Genomic DNA, 20,437 nt, shown 5'->3' with positions numbered 1-20,437 from the left:
TATCTTATTGGCACAAAGCCATCCTTTCATTTTGATGTCACGCAGCACTGCTATGGTTTTAAAGACAAGCCCCATTCCACCGAGCATTTCAACCATGAAAAAGCCCATTAAATTAGCCTTTTACCTTTTCTTAACCTGCTCCCTGCCCATCACCGCCCATGCAGAAAGCTTTGCTTTTGGGCTTTGGGGCGACATGCCCTATGACAAAAACCACGATGGCGGCAAAAACGGCGCAAAAATGCAGCGACTGATGGTCAGCATGAACACCGCCCAACTGGCCTTTACGGTCTTTGACGGCGATAGCAAAGACGGGGCGACACCGTGCAGCGACAACGCCATCGGCTTGGAGGCCGCCGCTTTGTTCAACAAAACCCAAGCACCTACGGTTTACGTATTGGGCGATAACGAATGGACGGACTGCCACCGCCATAACAACGGCGGCTACAACAATTTGGAACGCTTGGCTTATTTGCGCCGCACCCTGTTTAACGATGCCGACAGCTTTGGGCAAAACAAACTCAAACTGGAACACCAAGGCAAGGCCGGGGGTTTATACGCCGAAAACAGCCGCTGGATTTATGGCGATATTGTCTTTGTTGGACTGAACATACCCGGCAGCAATAACAACAAAGTGGCGATGCCCGACTGCATCAATACCAAAAGCCACCGCAACAAAGCCGACTGCCAAGCCGACAACATCGAATACCTCGCCCGCGACGCCGCCAACATTGCCTATTTGCGCGAAGCCTTCAGCCTTGCCAAACAACGCCATGCGCCCGGGTTGGTGCTGATTGTCCATGCTGACTTAGGCTTTGACTTGCCCGAAACCGACGACATTAACGAACGCAATGACAAAGGCTTTGATGGTTTTAGCGATTTTGTCAACGTACTCACCAAAGAAACCCGCACCTTCAACGGACAAGTGCTGTTGGTACATGGCGACACGCATTTTTTTAAAATCGACAAGCCATTGGTCAACCAACCCCAATTGCTGGCTAACCTGACCCGCGTGGAAACCTTTGGCAGCCCCAATTTGCACTGGGTTAAAGTGACGGTTGATGACAACAATGCCAATGTTTTTGTGATTGAACCCGTCATCGTGCCGGGCAATTAAGATAAGGAAAATCGATAGATAAGTAATGGGCATGGAATAAAACAAGGCAGTAGGTGCGAATTCATTCGCATTTATGCCCTGTGGGTACTGTGCGGATAAATCCGCACCTACACCGAAAACCCATCCACGTACTTGAGGAAATTATTTTATGCGCGCTCCTAAGCTAGCGCTGGCAAGACCGGCAAAACACGGTTGACCGGTTGGACAAGCGTGTTTCCGTTAAGGCTTCACCACATTGCCGGCAAGGCAAACCGGTGCGCCCATAAACCCGCAGCTGTTGCTGAAAATAGCCCGGCTTGCCCGCTTCATTGACAAAGTCGCGCAGCGTTGTGCCGCCTTGGGCAATGGCGTCCGCCAAAACCGTGCGGATGCAGTCCGCCAATTGTTGGTAACGCGCCAAGGCTATTTTCCCTGCCGGACGGGTTGGCAAAATGCCCGCCATAAACAACGCTTCGTTGGCGTAAATATTACCGACACCGACAACATGGTGGCTGTCCATAATGAATGACTTGACCGGTACTTTGCGGTTTTTTGCCGAGTTGTGCAGCCATTCGCCACTAAATCCCGATTCTAACGGCTCCGGCCCCAAATCTTTAAGCAAAACATGCTCGGCAACAGGCTCGGTCGTCCACAAAACCGCACCGAACCGGCGCGGGTCATTAAAGCGCAGGATGATGTCATCAAAGACGATGTCGATATGGTCATGCTTGGCAGGCGTTTGCGGTTCGGTCAACACCCGCAAACTGCCCGACATCCCCAAATGCACCAGCAACGTACCGGCCTGAGTTGCCAGCAATAGATACTTGCCACGCCGACTGACCGACTGCACCGTCAAGCCCAATAAAGTCTGAGGCAAATGTTCCGGCACAGGCCAGCGCAAACGCCGCTCACGCACCACAACTTGGGTGATCGTGCGTTGGCTGATATGGGGGGCAACACCGCGACAAGTTGTTTCAACTTCGGGTAATTCAGGCATACTGGTATTTAGGGGCTGCAAAAGGCTGCATTATAAAGTAGGCAGCCGGCATTATCAGGATTCATCTTCGGACAAACAACCAAGAGGCACTATGCAAGATTGGGTAAAAAACGTCGGGCAACTGTTAAACAACCCTAGCCCACACACAGAAACAGAGGATTTGCCCGCCAGCGCCACCGCAGCAGTGGCGGGCGAACAAAAATCGACAACCGTACACACCGGCAAACGGCATGTGAAAGAAATCTTTACCAACCATTGGGATTTGGATTATTTGCCGCGCAGCGAGACCGATAATCTATTTAAAAGCGACGAATAGGTTAAACTCTGCCTGTCGCCACGCCCAAAAGGTTTGCTGGCACTTTCGCCTTTTCGGCCTGTATGCCGCTTCTTATCAAGTGTTGTGCCATTCGATCAGAAACTTTCGGCACACTTTTTTAAGAGGCAACCATGCCCGGCTACCAAGTCAAATTCGAAACCGTCACAGTGGGCGGTTTCGATTACCAAATACGCTCGCTTTTAGACTTGCAACAATTTGCCGACCCGCAAGGCGAGGCGGAAGCCGCAGGCCTTTCTTCAGCCTCGTGGTCACTGTTTGGCAAAATATGGCCTTCGGCAAGAATTTTGGCGCAAGCCATGCACAGCCATGAGCTGCTCGGTAAACGTATCTTAGAAATTGGTGCGGGCTTGGGTTTGGCAAGTTTGGTGGTGCATCGCCGCCAAGGCGACATGACCGTCAGTGATTGGCATCCGTTAAGCAAACCGTTCTTAGATGCCAACGTCTTGCTTAACCATTTACATCCCATCAAATACCAAACCGGCAACTGGGCGGAAAACAACCCCGAACTGGGCCAGTTTGATTTGATTATCGGCAGTGACATCCTTTACGAACGCCAACATCCGCAGCAGCTTGCCACGTTTATTGATTGCCATGCCGCCCGTGACGCGCAAATTATGATTGTTGACCCAGACCGCGGCAACCGCGTGGGCTTCTGCCGCGCAATGGCGGCGCTTGGTTATGGCTTTAGCAGCCGGAAGGCGGATGCCACCATTGAAAACGGCGAGCCGTATAAAGGGCGCTTTTTGACTTTTTCGCAATCGCTTTAAAAAGCACTTGCCTTATCGCCAAAGGAACGCTCAGTTCAGGTACTCAAAAACCGCCACAATACGCTGAACGCCGTTCTGATGGCGGATGACATTAATGACGGTGTTGCCTTCAATCCTATGCACCAAGCCCATCACATAAACCGCACCATTTTCCACAACCACGTTGACCATTGAAGCGTCAAAACCGTCTATCGTCCTGATTTGGCTAAGCGCCATTAACAGCCGCTCTTTAATAGCTTGGTCTTGCTCTTGAACCGTTTTGTCCAACGGCGGCGCAATGCTTAAATGGTTGTGGACTTCCTTGACGTTTTTAATGATCCGAAGGCTGTCCACCAGCTGGGTTTGCGCTTGGGCATCGGGCACTTGCCCTAAAATCAAGGTTTTGCCATTGTAAACGGCGGTGACAATATGGCTATGCGCCAACAAGTCTTGCTCATCCGCCAGCTTGTCTTTGATGTCAGCCTCAATCTCTAAGTCTTTAGACAACGCGTCGCGGCTGCGGCGGTCGTTGATCGACAAGGCATCAATTTCTTGATCGCTGATGTTATGTGTGGTGCAGCCCAAGCTTGATAATTGGGCGGCAAGCATCAGCAGCAATAGCAGTTTTTTCATGGCTTCACACCTTGTTTGGCTTATCCAAACAGTTGATGGTCAATGAGATCACACAAACAATGGGTAATCAGCACGTGGGTTTCGTGGATGCGTGCGCAAGATTGCGCAGGCACGCGGACTTCAATATCGGTTTCATGCAAAAGCGGTGAAAGCATACCGTTATTGTCACCGGTCAGGGCAATCACCGAGATGTCTTTATCATGTGCGGCAGAAATGGCTTTGGCAATATTGCTGCAGTGGTCGCTTTCTGTATACACCAGCAAAATATCGCCATTTTGCCCTAACGCCCTGACTTGTTTGGCAAAAATATCGTCAAAATGGTAATCGTTGGCAATCGCCGTTAAGGTAACGGCATCCGTGTTCAAAGCAATGGCGGGCAAAGACGGACGGTCGCGCTCAAACTGGTTGAGCATGGCGGCCACCAACAGCTGCACCGTGGTAGCCGAAAAGCCATTGCCGCAGGCCAAGATTTTTTTATCATTTAATAAAGCGTTGACCATGCGCTGCGAGGCATATTCAATCAATTCGCACAAGCCCGCGATAGACTGCTGCTGGGTTTGGATATTGTCGGTAAAGTGGTTGATGATCCTATCTTGTAAACTCATGAAGCTTGCAAACCCTGAAAATTAAAAAGCGTTTTTTATCCAATTGATGCTGCCCACACCCGACAGCGCAACCACATCAAAGCGCATGGCGCGTTTTTGATGTTGCGGCGATTGCGATAAATAACAGTGTGTTGCCGCTATTATACGCGATTGCTTGCTGGGCGTGACGCTCTCGGCGGCACTGCCGTAGCGGTCGCTGGCGCGGAAGCGGACCTCGACAATCACCAAAGCCTGTTGATCGAGCATAATCAAATCCAACTCGCCTTGCTTACAACGGAAATTACGGTCGACCGGCAACAAGCCTTCGGCAAGCAAAAATTGATGCGCCGCCTCTTCGGCACTTTTGCCACGCGACAAATGGGCAGTTTTGCTTTCTGGTTTACGAAAAAGCATATAATTCCACGATTGACGATTAAATGGGGGCGCACATCATGAGGACAAACAATGGCAACTGAAGCGGGTAAATTATACGTGGTTGCCACGCCGATAGGTAATTTAGCGGACTTGAGCTTTCGGGCGGTAGAGGTATTGAAGCAGGTCGACATGATTGCCGCTGAGGATACACGTCATGTCAAAATGCTCTTGCAGCATTATGGCATCAGCAACAAAACCATCGCCCTGCATCAACACAATGAAGAAAAAGCCTCGGCACAGCTGGTCGAAAAACTCCTGCAAGGCGAATCCATCGCCTTGGTCTCCGATGCTGGCACGCCACTGTTCAGCGACCCGGGCATGCCCTTGGTGAAACTGGCGAAAGATTCAGGCTTGGACGTCATTCCTATTCCCGGCGCATGCGCACTGGTCGCAGCCCTGTCGGCGGCAGGCTTGCCAGTCAGCCGCTTTTACTTTGAAGGTTTTTCGCCGCGAACCTCTTCTGCCCGCAAAGCTTTTTTTAGCGAACGCGCACAATTGCCCATGACTTGGGTTTTCTACGAATCAAGCCACCGTATTTTGGATTCCCTGCAAGATATGGTGGTCAGCTTGCCGCCAGAACGCACCATCGTCATCGCCAGGGAAATGACCAAACTGCACGAAACCATCGTCAAAGCCAGTGTGGCAGATGCCTTGGCTTTGGTCGAACGCGACGACAATATGCGCAAAGGCGAGTTTGTCGTGATTGTCGACGCAGCCCCTATTGACCTAAGCGAACCGGCACTGACCCCGGAACAGGAAAAAATATTGCGGATTTTACTGCAAGAATGCTCCATCAAAACCGCTGCTGCTCTGGCGGCAGAGATTACGGGTGTCAGAAAAAAACTGCTCTACCAAACCGCATTGGCTTGGCAAAACACCTCGCAACCTTAAAAAATGGCTAAAAAGCGTAGCGAATTTGTCGACTTTGTTGCCGAACAACTCGCGTTTATGCCCAGTACAAGCCTACGGCGCATGTTCGGCGGCTATGGCGTTTATACCGATGGGCTGATGTTTGCCATCATCATGGAAGATTGCCTGTACTTTAAAGCCGATGCGATCAGCCGCCCCCTGTTTGTCGGACAGAATTTGGCCTCCTTCAGCTAGAACGCGCGCGGTAAAACCATTGCCATCGCCTATTACGAAGCGCCAAGCGAAGTGTTTGACGAACCCGAAGCCATGCGTTTTTGGGCAGAAACCGCGTGGCAAGCGGCACTAAGAGGAAATACAACATCAAAGCCCCACAAAAAATAACGACTTAGAAACCTTATGACCCACACCATCAATCCCGACTTGGAGATCAGTATGAAAACATTAGCTTTTCCACTCACAGCACTTGCCGCGCTGCTATTTGCCGCCAACGTCTTGGCTGCCGACCCTATCTGGACTGTATCTGGCTTTAAAACCCCCGAATCGGTTGAGTACGATACCGCCCGTGACCGTTTTTATGTCTCCAACATCAATGGCGGCGTGAGCGAGCAAGATGGCAATGGCAGTATTGGCCTAATCGACGGCAAAGGCGGCTTGGTGGCAGCAGAATGGGTAAAAGGATTGCATTCGCCCAAAGGCTTGGCCTTGCACAAAGGCAAGCTGTATGTCGCCGATGTCAAAGAACTGGTGGTGGTTAATGTGGACACCGGCAAAGTCATTGCCCGTTACGAGGCGGATGATTCCAAAGTGTTAAATGGCATTTCCATTAGCGCATCAGGGCAAGTCTTTGTTTCCGATTGGCTAGGCAACCGCATTTATAAATTGGAAGACGGCGAGCTGAAAGTTTGGTTATCGTCCGACGATCTGGATTCACCAAACGGCTTATGGGTGGAAGGCAACGATTTGTATGTCGCCAGCTGGGGCAAACACCCGAAAGAAGATTTCACCACCGAAACATCAGGCGTGCTGAAAAAAATCTCGCTGAAAACCAAGTCCATCAAAACCATCGGCAGCGCGGGCAAACCGTGGATGAACATGGACGGCATCGCCCGTTATGACAAAACACACTGGTTAATCAGTGACTTTATCAAAGGCGAAATTTATCTGGTCGATAACCAAGGCCAAGTCAAAAAAACCATCACCTCGAAAAAAGGCTCGGCAGATTTGTACTACATCGCGGCGAAACATTGGTTGGTCGTGCCATTGTTCTTGGACAACCAAGTGGTTGCCTATCAATTGGATTAAACCGCGCCATGATTGGGCAGGGCGGTAGCTGAAGTGGTAGGGAAATTGAAAACATCACCAACCCTCTATTGAAGAGGGTTGCAATCCATCCTCATCGCACTCACCAATCTGTGTTAAACTGCCCAGAGAAAGAGTCGACTGAGCAGTCGCTGTTTTATCGCAAGATAAAATGGAGGAAAGTCCGGGCTCCACTGGGCAGGGTGCCAGGTAACGCCTGGGAGGCGTGAGCCTACGGAAAGTGCCGCAGAAAATAAACCGCCCGCCGTTTATGCCCCTCGTGGGTACAAGGCAGGTAAGGGTGAAAAGGTGCGGTAAGAGCGCACCGCGCAACTGGCAACAGGTGTGGCAGGGTAAACCCCACCCGGAGCAAGATCAAATAGGGGGACAGACGCATGGCCCGTGCGGTCCCCGGGTAGATTGCTTGAGCTGCAAGGCGACTTGCAGCCTAGATGAATGGCTGTTCTCGACAGAACCCGGCTTACAGGTTGACTCTTTCTTTTTTCTAATCCCTTCAAAACCCCTCCTCAAACCAACTAAAAACATTGGTTAATGCCTGCGGTAATATTTCACATTTACAGCATTATCCCCAAAAAATGCTTGCATTCCCTTTCAAGACCCTTTTCAAGCAACTCCTCAACAAAATTATTTAACTTTTTGATAAAACATAGAATTTGCTTTGCTGTGTTTTGACCCCTTTCGCAACTCATTGAAAGACATGTAAGTCATTGTCAAAAAAGAAAGATTTTAATCAAAAAGCCGCTTGACTATATATGCTTTGGTATCTATAGTGGAGACATGTGGAGAAAAATGGCGTTTTAGGGAGCAAAGTGGTTTTTTTTACCAACTCTGGGGAATGTTTTGTTTCGTGGCACCAGCTCAATCAATATTGACGAAAAAGGCCGGTTCGCCATACCAACAAAGTATCGCGACGAATTGCAGGCCTGTTGTGACCGCAAACTGATTGTAACTATTGCCATGACCGCCCGCTGCGCAGGTGAAAAAGGTTGCTTATGGCTTTACCCAGAAAATGAATGGGAAAAAGTTGAAAAAACCATCAACGCCTTACCTACCCTAAACGAAACCGCCATCAACTTAAAACGTTTTTTCATCGGCAACGCCACGGAGTGCGATATGGACGCCCAAGGAAGGCTGTTATTGCCCGATAAACTCAGAAAATATGCCGGAATGGATAAAAAAATTGTCTTGGTTGGTTTAGGCGAAAAATTTGAAGTCTGGAATGAAGAAGCCTTCAACGCCAAAGAAACCGCCTTTTTTGCTGGCGACGGCTCTGATAAAGGCTTGGAAGAGCTGGGTTCTTTGTCATTCTAAAAACAAGGATCACCAATGGAACACCAGCCCGTCATGCTCGCAGAATGCCTGCAGCAATTGGCGATAAAAACGGACGGCGTCTATCTGGACTGCACCTTTGGGCGCGGCGGTCACAGCCTTGAAATACTCAAGCAACTTGGGGAAAAAGGAAAACTACTGGCGTTTGACAGGGACAATGACGCAATCCACTCGGAACGCGCGCTAGCCCTAAGCAAGGACATGCGTTTTACATTAACGCATTGCTGGTTTTCCCGCATGGCAGAAGTGGTCGAAAGCCAAGGATTAAGCGGCCAAATTGACGGCATACTAATGGACTTAGGTGTTTCTTCACCCCAACTGGATACTCCGGAACGAGGTTTTAGCTTTCTTCGCAATGGCAATTTGGATATGCGCATGGACAGCAGCACGGGGCTCTCCGCCCAAGACTGGCTAAGTAGCGTTGATGAAAAAACATTGATCAAAGTCCTGTTCGATTACGGAGAAGAGCGCTTTGCCAAACGCATTGCTGCAGCCGTTGTCGCAAGACGCGCAATAGCACCAATCACCAGCACGATAGAGCTTGCCAAGCTAGTAGAAGATGCCGTGCCCTTCAAAGAAAAGCACAAGCATCCGGCGACCCGTACTTTTCAAGCGATTCGCATAGCCGTTAACCAAGAACTTGATGAACTGACAGCAGCCTTGCAACAAGCGGTACAAGTACTGAAGCCGCAAGGCCGCTTAGTCGTCATTTCCTTCCACTCGCTGGAAGACCGGATCGTCAAACGCTTTATCCGCGACGAATCTGGCAACAAATTTGATGCAGGCAAGCTACCCATTAAAGAAAGCGACATGGTGAAAGGATCCTTAAAAAAAGTGGGTAAAGCCCTAAAAGCCAGCCCTGACGAATTGGCAACCAACATTCGCGCCCGCAGTGCCGTGATGCGGATCGCAGAGCGGATTTGAAATGGCTGCGTGGCGGATTTGGTTAGTTGGCAGCCTAATGGCAGCCATGCTGGCATCAGCAATGGCTGTCATTTACAGCAAGTACCAATCGCGTTTGCTGTTTATAGAAATTCAAAAACAAGAAAAGGTTTTGGAACAATCTGAAGTCGAGTGGGGGCAACTGCAGTTAGAACTGATGTACCACACCGAGCAAAATCAGATAGAACGCAATGCGGTGGACAAGTTAAAACTCGTCATGCCGCCCCGTGAAAATATTATTTATGTGAAGCCTAAATGAAAGTTTTCAAAGTAAAAAATATGACCACCAAAACCAAGGACGACCTCTCTGGCAGAAGGCAGTTTCTGCAGAATTTTATGCTCGTTTGTGCCGTGGTACTGGTCGGACGGGCATTTTACTTGCAGGTATTGAACAAAAACTTTTACATCGAAAAAGGCGAACATAACCAAGTCGGCGTAGTTGATCTGCCCGCTTATCGGGGCATGATAAAAGACCGCAATGGCAATCCCTTAGCGGTCAGCACAGCGGTCGAATCGATTGCCATCGATCCTAAAGAACTCGGTTCAAAAGAGCTGACCGAAGACGAAAAATATGTCGTCAAACAGCGCGAACTCAAACTTGCCAGAGAACTGAAAGCGCGTTTAAGCGATGTCCAAAAAGCAGAAGTACTTGCCGACTATCAAAGCGACAAATTGAAAAACATCGCCGCGATGGAAGCCATGCTAAAGCTGCCCAAAGGCCAAATCGCCAAAGTCATTAAGGAAAATGCGGGTAAACGTTTTTGCCCTATTGCCAAAAACATTGAACCTGATGTTGCCCAAAAAATTAAAGACCTCGGACTACTGGGAGTCATTAGTAAGCGTGAATTTAAACGCTTTTACCCAACCGCCTCGGTATCAGCCCACTTAGTAGGCTTTACCGATGAAAAAGACATTGGGCAAGAAGGCATGGAAGCTGGTTACGAACACCGTCTAAAAGGCACGCAAGGCCTGAAAAAAGTGATGCGTGACGGTCAACGCCGCGTCATTGACGATATTGAAAGTGTAAAAACACCAGTACCAGGCCAAGATTTAGAATTAAGTATCGACCAACGCATACAGTACCTTGCCTATAGGGAGCTGAAACTGGCAGTTGAAGCCAACCAAGCCAAAGCCGGCACGATGGTCATTTTAGATGCTAAAACGGGTGAAATTTTAGCAGCTGCCAATCAGCCTTCGTTCAACCCAAATGACCGCAGCGAACTCATTGAAAGCTTGTACCGCAACCGCGCCATCACCGAAGTGTTTGAACCCGGCTCCACCGTCAAACCTTTTGTTGTCGCCGCTGCGTTAGAAGGCCGCTATATCCGTTATGGCGATATTTTCCAATCCGGAAGCATGCAAATTGGCAGCCACACGGTAAAAGACGTACACAACTACGGCTCTTTAGATTTGACGGGCGTCATCAAAAAATCCAGCAACGTTGCCGTCAGCCAAATGGCCTTGAAAATGCCGCCCAAGTATTTCCATTCCGTCTATCAACAGCTCGGCTTTGGTTCCAAACCGGGTTCAGGCTTTGAAGGTGAAGCAAGAGGCGTATTGGGCGACTACCACCGCTGGAAGGAATTTGACCGTGCCGTCAATTCGTTCGGCTATGGCTTTAACGCCTCGGCATTGCAACTTGCCAGAGCCTACACCGCTTTAGCTGACGACGGATTATTACATTCCGTCACCATTTTAAAACGTGACGAAACCAATCCAGACAAAACGGACCGCGTGTTTTCCCCAAAAACCGCCCGAAACGTCAGGGCCATGATGGAACACGTCATCATGAAAGACGGTACTGCTTACGAAGCCAGGGTTGATGGTTATACCGTTGCCGGCAAAACCGGTACTGTGAAAAAAGCCTCTGGCTCGCACGGCTACACTGAAAAAAGTTATTTCTCGGTATTTGCAGGCATGATTCCGGCAAAAGACCCACGTCTGATTGCCGTCATCATGATCGATGAACCCGGTGCCGGGCAATATTACGGCGGTTTGGTATCAGCTCCCGTGTTCTCCAAAGTGATGACCGGAGCCATGCGTATTTTGGCGGTGACACCTGATAAACAAGAAGCGATGCCGGTATTGCTGACGCAGCAAACCAACAATAACTAAAGCAATGAACTTAAATGAATTGCTTACTGGGCCGGTAACAACGGCAGATGGCTTGTCGCCTTTGGCAGCCAATCTGCCGGTTACCGGCTTAGCTTTAGATAGCAGAAAAGTAAAAAAAGGCCACGTTTTTATTGCCTTAGCTGGCGCCAACCAACATGGGCTGGCACATCTTCAGCAAGCAATTGAAAACGGCGCGGTTGCCGTGCTGTTTGACCCCAGCAAAGATGGCAAGGAATTAGCTGACAGCTTTGCAAACACGCAAGCCATTCCTTTACTGGCTATTGAACAGCTAGGCGATCACCTGGGCGAGATGGCGGCAAGGTTTTACGGTCAGCCATCACAGCAGCTCGATGTGATTGGCATTACGGGTACGAATGGCAAAACCTCATGCAGCCAATTTTTAAGCCAAATGTTGGATGCCTGCGGAATTATCGGTACGCTGGGCTGGGGATCGTGGGGGGAATTGCACAAAACGGTTAACACCACGCCCGACGCACTTGCCGTACAAAGCATGTTGGCGGCACTGGCTGCACAACAAAAACGCACCGTGGCAATGGAAGTATCTTCACACGGACTAGACCAAGGCAGAGTTAACGGCGTCGTATTCAAAGGTGCTGTATTTACCAACATCAGCCGCGACCATTTGGATTACCACGGCACGATGGAAGCCTATTTGAAAGCCAAGTTAAAGCTTTTGACAAAGCCAGGCTTGCAATTTGCCGTCATCAATATGGATGATAGTTATGCGGAGCGGATTTTGACAGCCGTGCCAGAAAACGTGATTGTTTGGGGCATTAGCCAAACGGATAAAGGATTGCAGGCGCAAGGCGAAAACCTCAAGGCCAAAAATATTATCCACCAGACGGGTGGCATTGAATTTACCGTTTGCTGGCGCGAACAATCGGCAAACGTATTATTGCCACTGTATGGTGACTTTAATATCGCCAATGCCTTGTGTGTGCTGGCGGTTGCCCTAGCAATGAGGATGAGATTTGAAACGGCTGTCGGCAAATTGGCGCAGTTAAAACCGGTCGATGGGCGCATGGAGCAGTTCGGCGGAGCGGGCAAACCCAAAGTTTTTGTCGATTATGCACACACACCGGATGCTTTAGAAAAAGCCTTATCGAGCCTTCGCCAGCACAGTGACCAGACCTTATGGCTTGTGTTCGGCTGCGGCGGCAACCGCGATGCCGGCAAACGGGCCGAGATGGGGAAAATTGCCGAACAATGGGCGGATCGGATTATCGTCACCGACGACAACCCCCGTTTTGAACAATCAGCTGACATCATTGCTGACATCTTAGCTGGCTGCCAGAGCCAAAAAGTTGAAGTGATTGCCGACCGAACCCAAGCCATCAGCAGCGTAATAACCCGAGCTGCGGCTACAGATACTGTCTTGATTGCTGGCAAAGGCCATGAAGATTACCAAGAAATCAACGGGGTACAACACCCGTTTAGTGATAGAAACATTGTGAAACGCAGTTTAGCAAGCATTTAAAAAAATACTAGAGAACTTACTCATGAATCTGTTGCTAAGTGAAATTGCCGAGATAGTCGGAGGCCAGCTTTACGGTGAAGACCTACGCGTTTCCGCCCTTAGCATCGACACGCGCACCCTTCAGCCAGGCCAATTGTATGTCGCCATTAAAGGCGACAATTTTGATGGCAACGATTTTGTTAGCCAAGCCGAACAGTCTGGCGCAGTTGCCGCTATGGTTCACACTGGCGTACAACCCCATATCCCGCACATCTTCGTAGCTGACACCCGTTTGGCTTTGGCAGAATTAGCGGGCGCATGGCGCAGAAAAGCCAATGTCGAAGTCGTGGGCATCACTGGCAGCAATGGCAAAACCACGGTTAAAGAAATGACAGCCGCCATTTTGGCGGTCGCAGGCAATACCTTATATACGCAAGGCAACCTCAATAACGATATAGGCGTGCCGCTCACCTTAATGCGCATCAGCGACGAAAACCGCTATGCCGTCATTGAAATGGGTGCCAACCATCACGGCGAAATTGCCTACACCAGCCGCTACGCGCAAGCCGATGTCGTCATTCTGAATAACGCCGGCGCGGCGCATTTGGAAGGCTTTGGCAGTTTGGAAGGTGTCGCCAAAGCCAAAGGCGAAATCATCGAAACCTTAAAAGCGGAAGGCGTCGCCATCATCAACCGCGACGATGTCTATTTTGACTACTGGCTGGGCGTGGCAGAGCCAAGAAAAACCTTGTCATTTGGCCTTGATAGCCATGCCGATGTCCGCGCCAGCAATATTCATGGCGAAATCCGCAACAACGCATTCTTAACGACCTTCACACTGACTTGCCCTCAAGGTGAAATCGAAATAAACCTGCACTTGGCAGGCCTGCACAATGTTAAAAATGCCTTGGCTGCCACAGCAGCTGCTCTGGCTTTGGGCTTAAGCCCTGAACAAGTGGCAGCGGGCTTGGCAACGATCAAACCCGTTACCGGACGTTTGCAGCCTTTGGTCAGCCGCCTAGGCAACATCATTATTGACGACACATACAACGCCAACGCCTCATCGCTCAAGGCAGGCTTGGATGTGTTGGCAAATTGCCCAGGCCAAGCTTGGCTAGTGTTGGGTATGTTTGGTGAATTAGGCCCGGAAAGCCCTAAACTGCATGAAGATTTGGCGCCACTCATCAAAGCCAGCGGCGTAAAGCGCGTATTCGCCGTAGGCCACGATTGCCAATATACCGTGGCGGCCTTCGGAAACGGTGCAAGCTACTTCGCCAACCAGGCCGATTTAATTACGGCATTGCAGCACGAGTTGACAGGCACAGAAACCATTTTAATTAAAGGCTCACGGGCGCAGCGCATGGAAAATGTCGTGGCGGCCTTAGTGGATAATTTTAGGATTTAAACGATGTTACTTTATTTGGCAGATTTTTTAATGAGTTTTGACAGCGGTTTTCGGGTATTCCATTACCTGACATTCCGCGCCATCCTAGGCGTGCTGACCTCATTAGGCATCTCTTTATGGATAGGCCCTGCCATGATCGACAGGCTCACCGTCAAAAAAATCGGTCAAAGCATCCGCGAGCTAGGCCCACAATCGCATTACCAAAAATCCGGCACCCCCACGATGGGCGGCACGCTGATTTTAATCGCTATCACCATCAGCACACTGCTATGGGCGGATTTAAGCAACCGCTACATTTGGGTTATTTTGTTGGTGACTTTAGGCTACGGCGTGATCGGCTTTTTGGACGACTACAAAAAAGTCGTAAAACGCAATAGCGACGGCCTTTCCGCTAAAGCCAAATACTTAGGTCAATCCATCATCGGCTTGATTGCCGCGCTATTTTTATACAACACCGCCGTCTTGCCTGCCGAAACCCAATTTATCTTCCCGTTTTTTAAAGATGTGATGATTAACATGGGCTGGATGTACGTGGTGATGACTTATTTCGTTATTGTTGGCACCAGCAATGCTGTCAACCTCACTGACGGCTTAGATGGCTTGGCCATTATGCCCACGGTAATGGTCGCGGCGGGTTTAAGCGTATTTGCTTATTTATCCGGTCACGTTGCTTTTGCTGAATACCTTGCCATTCCTTATTTGCCCAATGCCGGTGAATTGGTGATCTTTTGCGCGGCTTTAATTGGCGCAGGCTTAGGATTCTTATGGTTTAACACTTATCCAGCAATGGTTTTTATGGGCGATGTTGGCGCCTTGGCTTTAGGTGGCGCCTTGGGTGTGTTGGCAGTACTGGTCAGACAAGAAATTGTCTTGGTTATCATGGGCGGGGTGTTTGTCATGGAAACCTTGTCGGTCATCATCCAAGTGGCCTCCTTTAAAACTACCGGCAAGCGTGTCTTTAAAATGGCACCTATCCACCACCATTTTGAATTGAAAGGCTGGCCCGAACCCCGCGTGATCGTACGTTTTTGGATCATCACCATTATTTTGGTGCTGGTCGGCCTTGCCACACTGAAGTTGAGGTAAGCATGGACAACGCAGTCATCCTACAAAATTTAAAAACGCATTTCTCCTTAGAGCCTGAAACCGCCAAAGTTTTGGTGGTTGGCATTGGCAGCACCGGCATTTCGGTTGCACATTTTCTGCGCCAACTAGGTTTTCGTTTTGCCATTACGGATAGCCGTGACAAACCGCCATTACTCAACGAGTTTGCCGAAATGATGCCCGATACGCCGGTTTTTACCGGCGGTTTTGATGAAGCCGCCTTTAAAGTGGCAACCCATCTGGTAGTCAGCCCTGGCGTGACTTTAAACGAAAAATCCATCATCAAAGCCGTTGCCCAAGGCAGCAAAATCGTCAGTGATATTGATTTGTTTGCTTGCGCCAATGATGCCCCAGTTATTGGCGTAACGGGTTCCAATGGCAAAAGCACCGTCACCACCATGATGGGCGATATGGCAAAACAAGCGGGCTTGCGCGTTGCCATTGGCGGCAACTTGGGCGTGCCCGCCTTGGATTTATTGGAGCAACAAGCGCAAATTTATGTCTTGGAACTATCCAGCTTCCAATTGGAACGCACTTCCGTCTTAAACAACGCCGCCGCCACCGTACTGAATATTTCTGCCGACCATTTGGACAGGCATTCATCGCTTGCCGACTATGCGGAACAAAAAAGACGCGCCTTTAGGGGCAACGGCGCAATGGTCCTTAATTTGGATGACCCGCTGGTTGCCGCCATGCAGGACAGCAGCCGCAAAACCCTAACGTTCTCAATTAAGCAAGCCGCCGACTTTCACTTAGGCATGATGGATGGCATCGAATATCTGATGCATCAACAACAAGCCCTAATGCCGTTGACAGACTTACCGTTAGAAGGCCGCCATAACGCCGCCAACGCCTTAGCCGCTTTGGCTTTAGGCTCAGCCGTCGGACTGGACATGGAGAGCATGTGCAAAGCCTTGCGCAAATTTAAAGGCTTAGATCATCGCATGCAAAAAGTCGCAGAAATACGTGGCGTCACTTGGGTTAACGATTCAAAGGCCACCAATATTGGCGCATGCGTTGCCGCCTTGGAAGGCTATCAGCACAAAGTGATTTTGATCGCTGGCGGCGAAGCCAAAGGCGCAGATATGAACGAGCTAAAACCCGCCGTCTGCGAAAAAGCCAAAAGCGTCGTGTTAATGGGCAAAGACGCGCCATTAATAGAAAAAGCATTGGCAGGTTGTGTACCGGTTTATGCCGCCAGCAATATCAACGAGGCGGTCAAAATTGCCGCGCATTTGGCTGAATCCGGTGACAGCGTGTTGTTATCACCCGCTTGCGCCAGCTTGGACCAATTCAAAAATTACCAAGACCGTGGCGACAAATTTGTTAAAGCTGTCATGGAGTTTGCCCGATGATTAAACCTACAAAAAGCAAACACAAAGAAGCCTTCCATTTTGATAGCTTGCTGAGCTTAGCCAGCGCATCGATTATCTTGCTGGGTTATGTCATGGTCGCCTCATCATCCCTGCACTGGGGTGTCAGCAAAGTGGACGGCAGCTTGTTTGACCCGTTATTTGCCGCCCCTTTTAAGCATGAGATCGTCAAGCAATTGATCCACATCGGCTTAGGTTTGTTTTTGGGCGTCATCGTTGCCAGAACCCCTATGCGGCAATGGCAACGCATGGGACCCTGGTTGTTTATTGTTGGTTTGCTGTTATTGGTTATCGTCTTAATCCCTGGTCTTGGCGTCAAAGTAAACGGCAGTATCCGTTGGCTGCAAATTGCCGGGCTGCGCATTCAAGTTTCAGAAATCGTCAAGTTTTTTGCGGTTATCTACATGGCGGGTTATGTCACTAGACACCATAAGTCTATCCGCCAATCGGCATTTGGCCTGATTAAACCGCTGATGTTGTTTTCGGTGGCTTGTGTGCTGCTATTGCTGGAGCCGGATTTTGGCTCGTCCGTAGTGATTTTAATCATCGCCATGGGCATCATGTTTTTGGCTGGCGCGCGTTTATCGCAATTTATCCTACTGTTTTCGCTGGTTGGCGCAATGGCGGCCTTGATGGTCTTGATTTCGCCTTACCGTATGCAACGGGTTACCAGCTACACCAACCCTTGGGATGATGTCAAAGGCACCGATTACCAATTGGCAAACGCGCTGATTTCCTTTGGGCGTGGCGAATGGTCAGGCGTTGGCCTGGGCAGCGGCGTACAAAAATTGTTTTATCTGCCTGAAGCCCATACTGACTTTTTGTTTTCAGTCATCGCCGAAGAGTTAGGGTTTTTGGGCGTGGTTGCCGTTATCTTGCTCTTCGCCATTCTGGTCTGGCGCTCATTTAGCATCGGCAAAGCCGCAGAAACCGCCGGTGAAGGCTTTTCTGCCTACATTGCCTACGGATTAGGTATTTGGTTTGGTTTTCAGGCATTCGTCAACATGGGCGTCAACATGGGGGTTTTACCCACCAAGGGACTGACACTGCCCCTCATGAGCTACGGCGGCGGCAGTATGATGATTATGTGTTGCGCCGTCGCCTTATTGTTTCGCGTACACAGCGAAACCGCCGAACTGAACGCCAGCACACCGAAAGAAAGGTCAGGAATATGGGCAAAAGTATAGTCATCATGGCGGGCGGAACTGGCGGACATATATTTCCGGCCCTGGCAGTCGCCCAACATTTAAGCGCAGAAGGCTGGCAAGTCAGCTGGCTGGGTACACAAAAAGGCTTGGAGAGCCGCGTTGTTCCTGAAAACGGTATCGACATCGACTGGTTGCCGGTCGCTGGCCTACGCGGCAAAGGCTTGCTGACAAAAGTGAAGGCCGTGCTATTGCTGTTTAAGGCTTGTGCCGAGGCTCGATCAGTCTTGCGCCGCCGTAAACCTGACGTCGTCTTGGGTATGGGCGGATTTGTTGCAGGGCCTGGCGGTTTGATGGCAAAACTGCTCGGCATACCGCTGGTCATTCACGAACAAAACCGAGTACCCGGCACCACTAACCGATTACTGGCAAAAATCGCCAAGCGCGTATTGGAAGCGTTTCCAAACAGCTTTAGCAAAAAAGTTAAAGCCGAATGTACAGGCAACCCACTGCGAAAAAGCTTTATCGATAAAGCAGGCTTAAGCGTAGAGAAAACCACGCATAAGGGACTGAAAATATTGGTTGTAGGTGGTAGCCAAGGCGCTCAAATACTGAACGAAATATTGCCTGATGCGCTTGCACACATTGAAGAAATCATTGTAAAGCACCAAACCGGTGCGATAATGCGTGACCAAGTCGCCAACCGTTATCAGGACTTGTCAGTAGAGGCGGATGTGCAAGCCTTTATCGACGATATGGTTGCCGTTTACCAGTGGGCAGACCTGGTGATTTGCCGCGCAGGGGCAATGACCGTCAGCGAAGTGGCTGCAATGGGCGTTCCGGCTATCTTCGTTCCCTTGCCCAATGCCATTGACGACCACCAAAACGCCAATGCCCGATTTTTAAGCGAAGCAGGAGCTTGCACCATTTTGCAACAAAAAGATTTAAATACTGCCAACTTGGTAGCAAAAATAAACAGTGTTCGTGGACAATTAACCGAAATGTCGCAGGCATCAAAGCAATGCGCCCGCATGGATGCAACGGAAGTGGTCGCTGCCATTTGCAAAGCAGAGGCTGGCGCATGAACTTCCCCAAAAATACCATTTCGACGCGTTTGATCGCCAACGTACTGGGCAATATTGACCACATCCACTTTGTTGGTATTGGCGGCACCGGCATGAGCGGCATCGCCGAAGTGCTGGCAAACCTAGGCTATCAGGTGTCTGGCTCGGATATTAAAACCAGCCAAGTCACCCAACGCTTGGCAGATTTGGGTGTGACCATCACCATTGGCCATGAGCGCGAAAATGTCGCCGAAGCCGATGTCGTGGTCGTTTCCAGCGCCGTTGACCGCAGCAATTTGGAAGTTGAAGAGGCGTTTATCAGACGCATCCCCATCATTCCGCGTGCAGAAATGTTGGCGGAACTGATGCGTTTTCGATTTGGCATAGCTGTTGCTGGTACGCATGGCAAAACCACCACGACCAGCTTGACCGCCAGCTTGTTGGCAGAAGGCGGACTCGATCCTACTTTCGTGATCGGCGGTCGTTTAAACAGTGCGGGTACCAATGCCAAGTTGGGCTTAGGCAATTATTTGGTGGCGGAAGCTGACGAAAGCGATGCGTCTTTTTTGTATTTGCAACCGATGATCGCCATCGTCACCAATATCGACCAAGACCACATGGCGACCTATCAAAACAGCTACCAGCGCTTAAAAGATACGTTTCTGGAGTTTTTGCACCACCTGCCTTTCTATGGATTGGCGGTGTTATGTTTGGATGACGAAGGCATCCGCGAGATTTTGCCGCAAGTGTCCAAACCCCTGCTGACTTACGGTGTCCATGAGGATGCCGATGTCCGCGCCGTTGATGTTCGCCAAGAAGGTATGCAAACGGCATTTACGGTGATTCGCCGCGGCGATTACCCAGCCTTGCGGGTCACGCTTAACATGCCGGGTTGGCACAACATGCTGAATGCCCTGGCGGCTATTACGGTCGCCACCAAATTGGATGTTGATGACGCGGCGATTATCAGAAGCTTGGCAGCCTTCACGGGCGTGGGCCGGCGTTTCCAAATTAACGGCGACGTGCCCTTGGCAGACGGCGTGGTCACTTTGGTGGACGATTACGGACATCACCCACGGGAAATGGCGGCAACCTTCGAAGCGATGCGCCAAGCGTGGCCTACACGCCGCGCCGTGGTGATTTTCCAACCGCACCGGTATTCGCGGACGCGGGATTTGTTTGAAGACTTCGTCCACGTGCTATCCAGCGTTGACGTGCTGGTCTTGTCGGAAGTGTATTCGGCGGGCGAAAGCCCCATTCCCGGTGCCGATGGACGGGCATTAAGCCGCGCCATCCGTGTCCGTGGACAAGTAGACCCTGTGTTTGTCGAAAGCTGGGACGAATTGCCGAAAATTCTGGCGGGCATTTTAAAAGCCGACGACGTGGTGCTGACACTCGGCGCGGGCAATGTTGGGCAAATCGCCACACAACTACCGCAATCATTAGCGGAAGCCTTGGCGGTTTAAAC

The 20,437-nt window shown here is 50.2% G+C and carries 21 protein-coding genes and 1 other RNA gene; 18 read left to right on the top strand and 4 right to left on the bottom strand.

Features of this window, described 5'->3' with window-relative positions; genetic code table 11:
• Positions 1 to 94: 94 nt before the first annotated feature.
• Positions 95 to 1,114, top strand: coding sequence for a hypothetical protein (locus ACYQ1O_RS05025; protein WP_459990533.1), 1,020 nt, complete (start codon positions 95 to 97; stop codon positions 1,112 to 1,114).
• Between the two features lie 163 nt (positions 1,115 to 1,277).
• Here the strand turns inward: ACYQ1O_RS05025 and mutM are convergent, their stop codons facing one another.
• On the bottom strand, positions 1,278 to 2,090 hold the full coding sequence (gene mutM, locus ACYQ1O_RS05020) for a bifunctional DNA-formamidopyrimidine glycosylase/DNA-(apurinic or apyrimidinic site) lyase (protein ID WP_459990532.1): 813 nt from the start codon (positions 2,088 to 2,090) through the stop codon (positions 1,278 to 1,280).
• Between the two features lie 91 nt (positions 2,091 to 2,181).
• Between mutM and ACYQ1O_RS05015 the strand changes: the two genes are divergently transcribed.
• Positions 2,182 to 2,406 (top strand): hypothetical protein, encoded by a 225-nt coding sequence (locus tag ACYQ1O_RS05015; RefSeq protein WP_459990531.1) that lies wholly within the window; start codon positions 2,182 to 2,184, stop codon positions 2,404 to 2,406.
• A gap of 131 nt (positions 2,407 to 2,537) precedes the next feature.
• The gene (locus tag ACYQ1O_RS05010; protein WP_459990530.1) at positions 2,538 to 3,194 is read left to right on the top strand and encodes a class I SAM-dependent methyltransferase; all 657 of its coding nucleotides are present in this window, start codon (positions 2,538 to 2,540) and stop codon (positions 3,192 to 3,194) included.
• A gap of 30 nt (positions 3,195 to 3,224) precedes the next feature.
• Here ACYQ1O_RS05010 and ACYQ1O_RS05005 read toward each other — a convergent pair whose 3' ends face one another.
• From ACYQ1O_RS05005 to ACYQ1O_RS04995, 3 genes are read right to left on the bottom strand one after another with little or no spacing between them, the layout of a single operon-like run.
• Positions 3,225 to 3,806 carry a BON domain-containing protein gene (locus ACYQ1O_RS05005; protein ID WP_459990529.1) on the bottom strand — a complete coding sequence of 194 codons (582 nt, stop codon included), beginning with the start codon at positions 3,804 to 3,806 and terminating at the stop codon, positions 3,225 to 3,227.
• A gap of 20 nt (positions 3,807 to 3,826) precedes the next feature.
• A complete protein-coding gene (locus tag ACYQ1O_RS05000; RefSeq protein ID WP_459990528.1) occupies positions 3,827 to 4,411 on the bottom strand; it encodes an SIS domain-containing protein in 585 nt (194 codons plus the stop codon).
• A 21-nt stretch (positions 4,412 to 4,432) separates the two neighbouring features.
• Positions 4,433 to 4,804: a YraN family protein gene (locus tag ACYQ1O_RS04995; protein ID WP_459990527.1), complete on the bottom strand. Its 372-nt coding sequence runs from the start codon at positions 4,802 to 4,804 to the stop codon at positions 4,433 to 4,435.
• Positions 4,805 to 4,855: 51 nt separating this feature from the next.
• Here ACYQ1O_RS04995 and rsmI point away from each other — a divergent pair, with 51 nt between their 5' ends.
• The 15 genes from rsmI to murC all read left to right on the top strand — a co-directional run bounded on the left by rsmI (position 4,856) and on the right by murC (position 20,435).
• Positions 4,856 to 5,716: a 16S rRNA (cytidine(1402)-2'-O)-methyltransferase gene (gene rsmI, locus ACYQ1O_RS04990; RefSeq protein WP_459990526.1), complete on the top strand. Its 861-nt coding sequence runs from the start codon at positions 4,856 to 4,858 to the stop codon at positions 5,714 to 5,716.
• Between the two features lie 3 nt (positions 5,717 to 5,719).
• Positions 5,720 to 5,929 (top strand): TfoX/Sxy family protein, encoded by a 210-nt coding sequence (locus tag ACYQ1O_RS04985; protein WP_459990525.1) that lies wholly within the window; start codon positions 5,720 to 5,722, stop codon positions 5,927 to 5,929.
• Positions 5,930 to 6,127: 198 nt separating this feature from the next.
• Complete coding sequence (locus tag ACYQ1O_RS04980; protein ID WP_459990524.1) at positions 6,128 to 6,997, top strand: NHL repeat-containing protein; 870 nt, start codon at positions 6,128 to 6,130, stop codon at positions 6,995 to 6,997.
• A gap of 130 nt (positions 6,998 to 7,127) precedes the next feature.
• Positions 7,128 to 7,494, top strand: an RNA gene (gene rnpB, locus ACYQ1O_RS04975) — RNase P RNA component class A.
• Positions 7,495 to 7,855: 361 nt separating this feature from the next.
• Positions 7,856 to 8,326 (top strand): division/cell wall cluster transcriptional repressor MraZ, encoded by a 471-nt coding sequence (gene mraZ, locus ACYQ1O_RS04970; protein WP_459990523.1) that lies wholly within the window; start codon positions 7,856 to 7,858, stop codon positions 8,324 to 8,326.
• 15 nt (positions 8,327 to 8,341) lie between these two features.
• The gene (rsmH, locus tag ACYQ1O_RS04965; RefSeq protein ID WP_459990522.1) at positions 8,342 to 9,268 is read left to right on the top strand and encodes a 16S rRNA (cytosine(1402)-N(4))-methyltransferase RsmH; all 927 of its coding nucleotides are present in this window, start codon (positions 8,342 to 8,344) and stop codon (positions 9,266 to 9,268) included.
• Position 9,269: 1 nt separating this feature from the next.
• Positions 9,270 to 9,545, top strand: a complete 276-nt coding sequence (ftsL, locus tag ACYQ1O_RS04960) for a cell division protein FtsL (protein ID WP_459990521.1) — start codon at positions 9,270 to 9,272, stop codon at positions 9,543 to 9,545.
• Between the two features lie 20 nt (positions 9,546 to 9,565).
• The gene (locus ACYQ1O_RS04955; protein WP_459990520.1) at positions 9,566 to 11,401 is read left to right on the top strand and encodes a peptidoglycan D,D-transpeptidase FtsI family protein; all 1,836 of its coding nucleotides are present in this window, start codon (positions 9,566 to 9,568) and stop codon (positions 11,399 to 11,401) included.
• 4 nt (positions 11,402 to 11,405) lie between these two features.
• Positions 11,406 to 12,899 carry a UDP-N-acetylmuramoyl-L-alanyl-D-glutamate--2,6-diaminopimelate ligase gene (locus ACYQ1O_RS04950; protein WP_459990519.1) on the top strand — a complete coding sequence of 498 codons (1,494 nt, stop codon included), beginning with the start codon at positions 11,406 to 11,408 and terminating at the stop codon, positions 12,897 to 12,899.
• 22 nt (positions 12,900 to 12,921) lie between these two features.
• The gene (locus tag ACYQ1O_RS04945) at positions 12,922 to 14,283 is read left to right on the top strand and encodes a UDP-N-acetylmuramoyl-tripeptide--D-alanyl-D-alanine ligase (RefSeq protein ID WP_459990518.1); all 1,362 of its coding nucleotides are present in this window, start codon (positions 12,922 to 12,924) and stop codon (positions 14,281 to 14,283) included.
• Positions 14,284 to 14,286: 3 nt separating this feature from the next.
• Positions 14,287 to 15,369, top strand: a complete 1,083-nt coding sequence (mraY, locus tag ACYQ1O_RS04940) for a phospho-N-acetylmuramoyl-pentapeptide-transferase (RefSeq protein WP_459990517.1) — start codon at positions 14,287 to 14,289, stop codon at positions 15,367 to 15,369.
• A 2-nt stretch (positions 15,370 to 15,371) separates the two neighbouring features.
• The gene (gene murD / locus ACYQ1O_RS04935; protein ID WP_459990516.1) at positions 15,372 to 16,742 is read left to right on the top strand and encodes a UDP-N-acetylmuramoyl-L-alanine--D-glutamate ligase; all 1,371 of its coding nucleotides are present in this window, start codon (positions 15,372 to 15,374) and stop codon (positions 16,740 to 16,742) included.
• Positions 16,739 to 17,947 carry a putative lipid II flippase FtsW gene (gene ftsW / locus ACYQ1O_RS04930; protein ID WP_459990515.1) on the top strand — a complete coding sequence of 403 codons (1,209 nt, stop codon included), beginning with the start codon at positions 16,739 to 16,741 and terminating at the stop codon, positions 17,945 to 17,947. The genes murD and ftsW overlap by 4 nt, the downstream gene beginning before the upstream one ends.
• Positions 17,932 to 18,990, top strand: a complete 1,059-nt coding sequence (murG, locus tag ACYQ1O_RS04925; RefSeq protein ID WP_459990514.1) for an undecaprenyldiphospho-muramoylpentapeptide beta-N-acetylglucosaminyltransferase — start codon at positions 17,932 to 17,934, stop codon at positions 18,988 to 18,990. The genes ftsW and murG overlap by 16 nt, the downstream gene beginning before the upstream one ends.
• Positions 18,987 to 20,435: a UDP-N-acetylmuramate--L-alanine ligase gene (murC, locus tag ACYQ1O_RS04920; RefSeq protein ID WP_459990513.1), complete on the top strand. Its 1,449-nt coding sequence runs from the start codon at positions 18,987 to 18,989 to the stop codon at positions 20,433 to 20,435. The genes murG and murC overlap by 4 nt, the downstream gene beginning before the upstream one ends.
• Positions 20,436 to 20,437: the final 2 nt, after the last annotated feature.

Source organism: Methylosoma difficile, assembly GCF_054657615.1.
This window is presented reverse-complemented; position numbering and strand designations above follow the sequence as displayed.

Excerpts from the sequence above, each read along its gene's own strand:
- ACYQ1O_RS05015 (WP_459990531.1), top strand. The coding sequence starts at position 2,182 with ATGCAAGATTGGGTAAAAAACGTCGGGCAACTGTTAAACAACCCTAGC.
- ACYQ1O_RS05025 (WP_459990533.1), top strand. The coding sequence starts at position 95 with ATGAAAAAGCCCATTAAATTAGCCTTTTACCTTTTCTTAACCTGCTCC.
- ACYQ1O_RS05010 (WP_459990530.1), top strand. The coding sequence starts at position 2,538 with ATGCCCGGCTACCAAGTCAAATTCGAAACCGTCACAGTGGGCGGTTTC.
- ACYQ1O_RS04985 (WP_459990525.1), top strand. The coding sequence starts at position 5,720 with ATGGCTAAAAAGCGTAGCGAATTTGTCGACTTTGTTGCCGAACAACTC.
- mutM (WP_459990532.1), bottom strand. The coding sequence starts at position 2,090 with ATGCCTGAATTACCCGAAGTTGAAACAACTTGTCGCGGTGTTGCCCCC.
- ACYQ1O_RS05000 (WP_459990528.1), bottom strand. The coding sequence starts at position 4,411 with ATGAGTTTACAAGATAGGATCATCAACCACTTTACCGACAATATCCAA.
- ACYQ1O_RS05005 (WP_459990529.1), bottom strand. The coding sequence starts at position 3,806 with ATGAAAAAACTGCTATTGCTGCTGATGCTTGCCGCCCAATTATCAAGC.
- ACYQ1O_RS04950 (WP_459990519.1), top strand. The coding sequence starts at position 11,406 with ATGAACTTAAATGAATTGCTTACTGGGCCGGTAACAACGGCAGATGGC.
- murC (WP_459990513.1), top strand. The coding sequence starts at position 18,987 with ATGAACTTCCCCAAAAATACCATTTCGACGCGTTTGATCGCCAACGTA.
- ftsL (WP_459990521.1), top strand. The coding sequence starts at position 9,270 with ATGGCTGCGTGGCGGATTTGGTTAGTTGGCAGCCTAATGGCAGCCATG.
- rsmH (WP_459990522.1), top strand. The coding sequence starts at position 8,342 with ATGGAACACCAGCCCGTCATGCTCGCAGAATGCCTGCAGCAATTGGCG.
- rsmI (WP_459990526.1), top strand. The coding sequence starts at position 4,856 with ATGGCAACTGAAGCGGGTAAATTATACGTGGTTGCCACGCCGATAGGT.
- ACYQ1O_RS04980 (WP_459990524.1), top strand. The coding sequence starts at position 6,128 with ATGAAAACATTAGCTTTTCCACTCACAGCACTTGCCGCGCTGCTATTT.
- ACYQ1O_RS04995 (WP_459990527.1), bottom strand. The coding sequence starts at position 4,804 with ATGCTTTTTCGTAAACCAGAAAGCAAAACTGCCCATTTGTCGCGTGGC.
- ftsW (WP_459990515.1), top strand. The coding sequence starts at position 16,739 with ATGATTAAACCTACAAAAAGCAAACACAAAGAAGCCTTCCATTTTGAT.
- murG (WP_459990514.1), top strand. The coding sequence starts at position 17,932 with ATGGGCAAAAGTATAGTCATCATGGCGGGCGGAACTGGCGGACATATA.
- murD (WP_459990516.1), top strand. The coding sequence starts at position 15,372 with ATGGACAACGCAGTCATCCTACAAAATTTAAAAACGCATTTCTCCTTA.
- ACYQ1O_RS04955 (WP_459990520.1), top strand. The coding sequence starts at position 9,566 with ATGACCACCAAAACCAAGGACGACCTCTCTGGCAGAAGGCAGTTTCTG.
- ACYQ1O_RS04945 (WP_459990518.1), top strand. The coding sequence starts at position 12,922 with ATGAATCTGTTGCTAAGTGAAATTGCCGAGATAGTCGGAGGCCAGCTT.
- mraY (WP_459990517.1), top strand. The coding sequence starts at position 14,287 with ATGTTACTTTATTTGGCAGATTTTTTAATGAGTTTTGACAGCGGTTTT.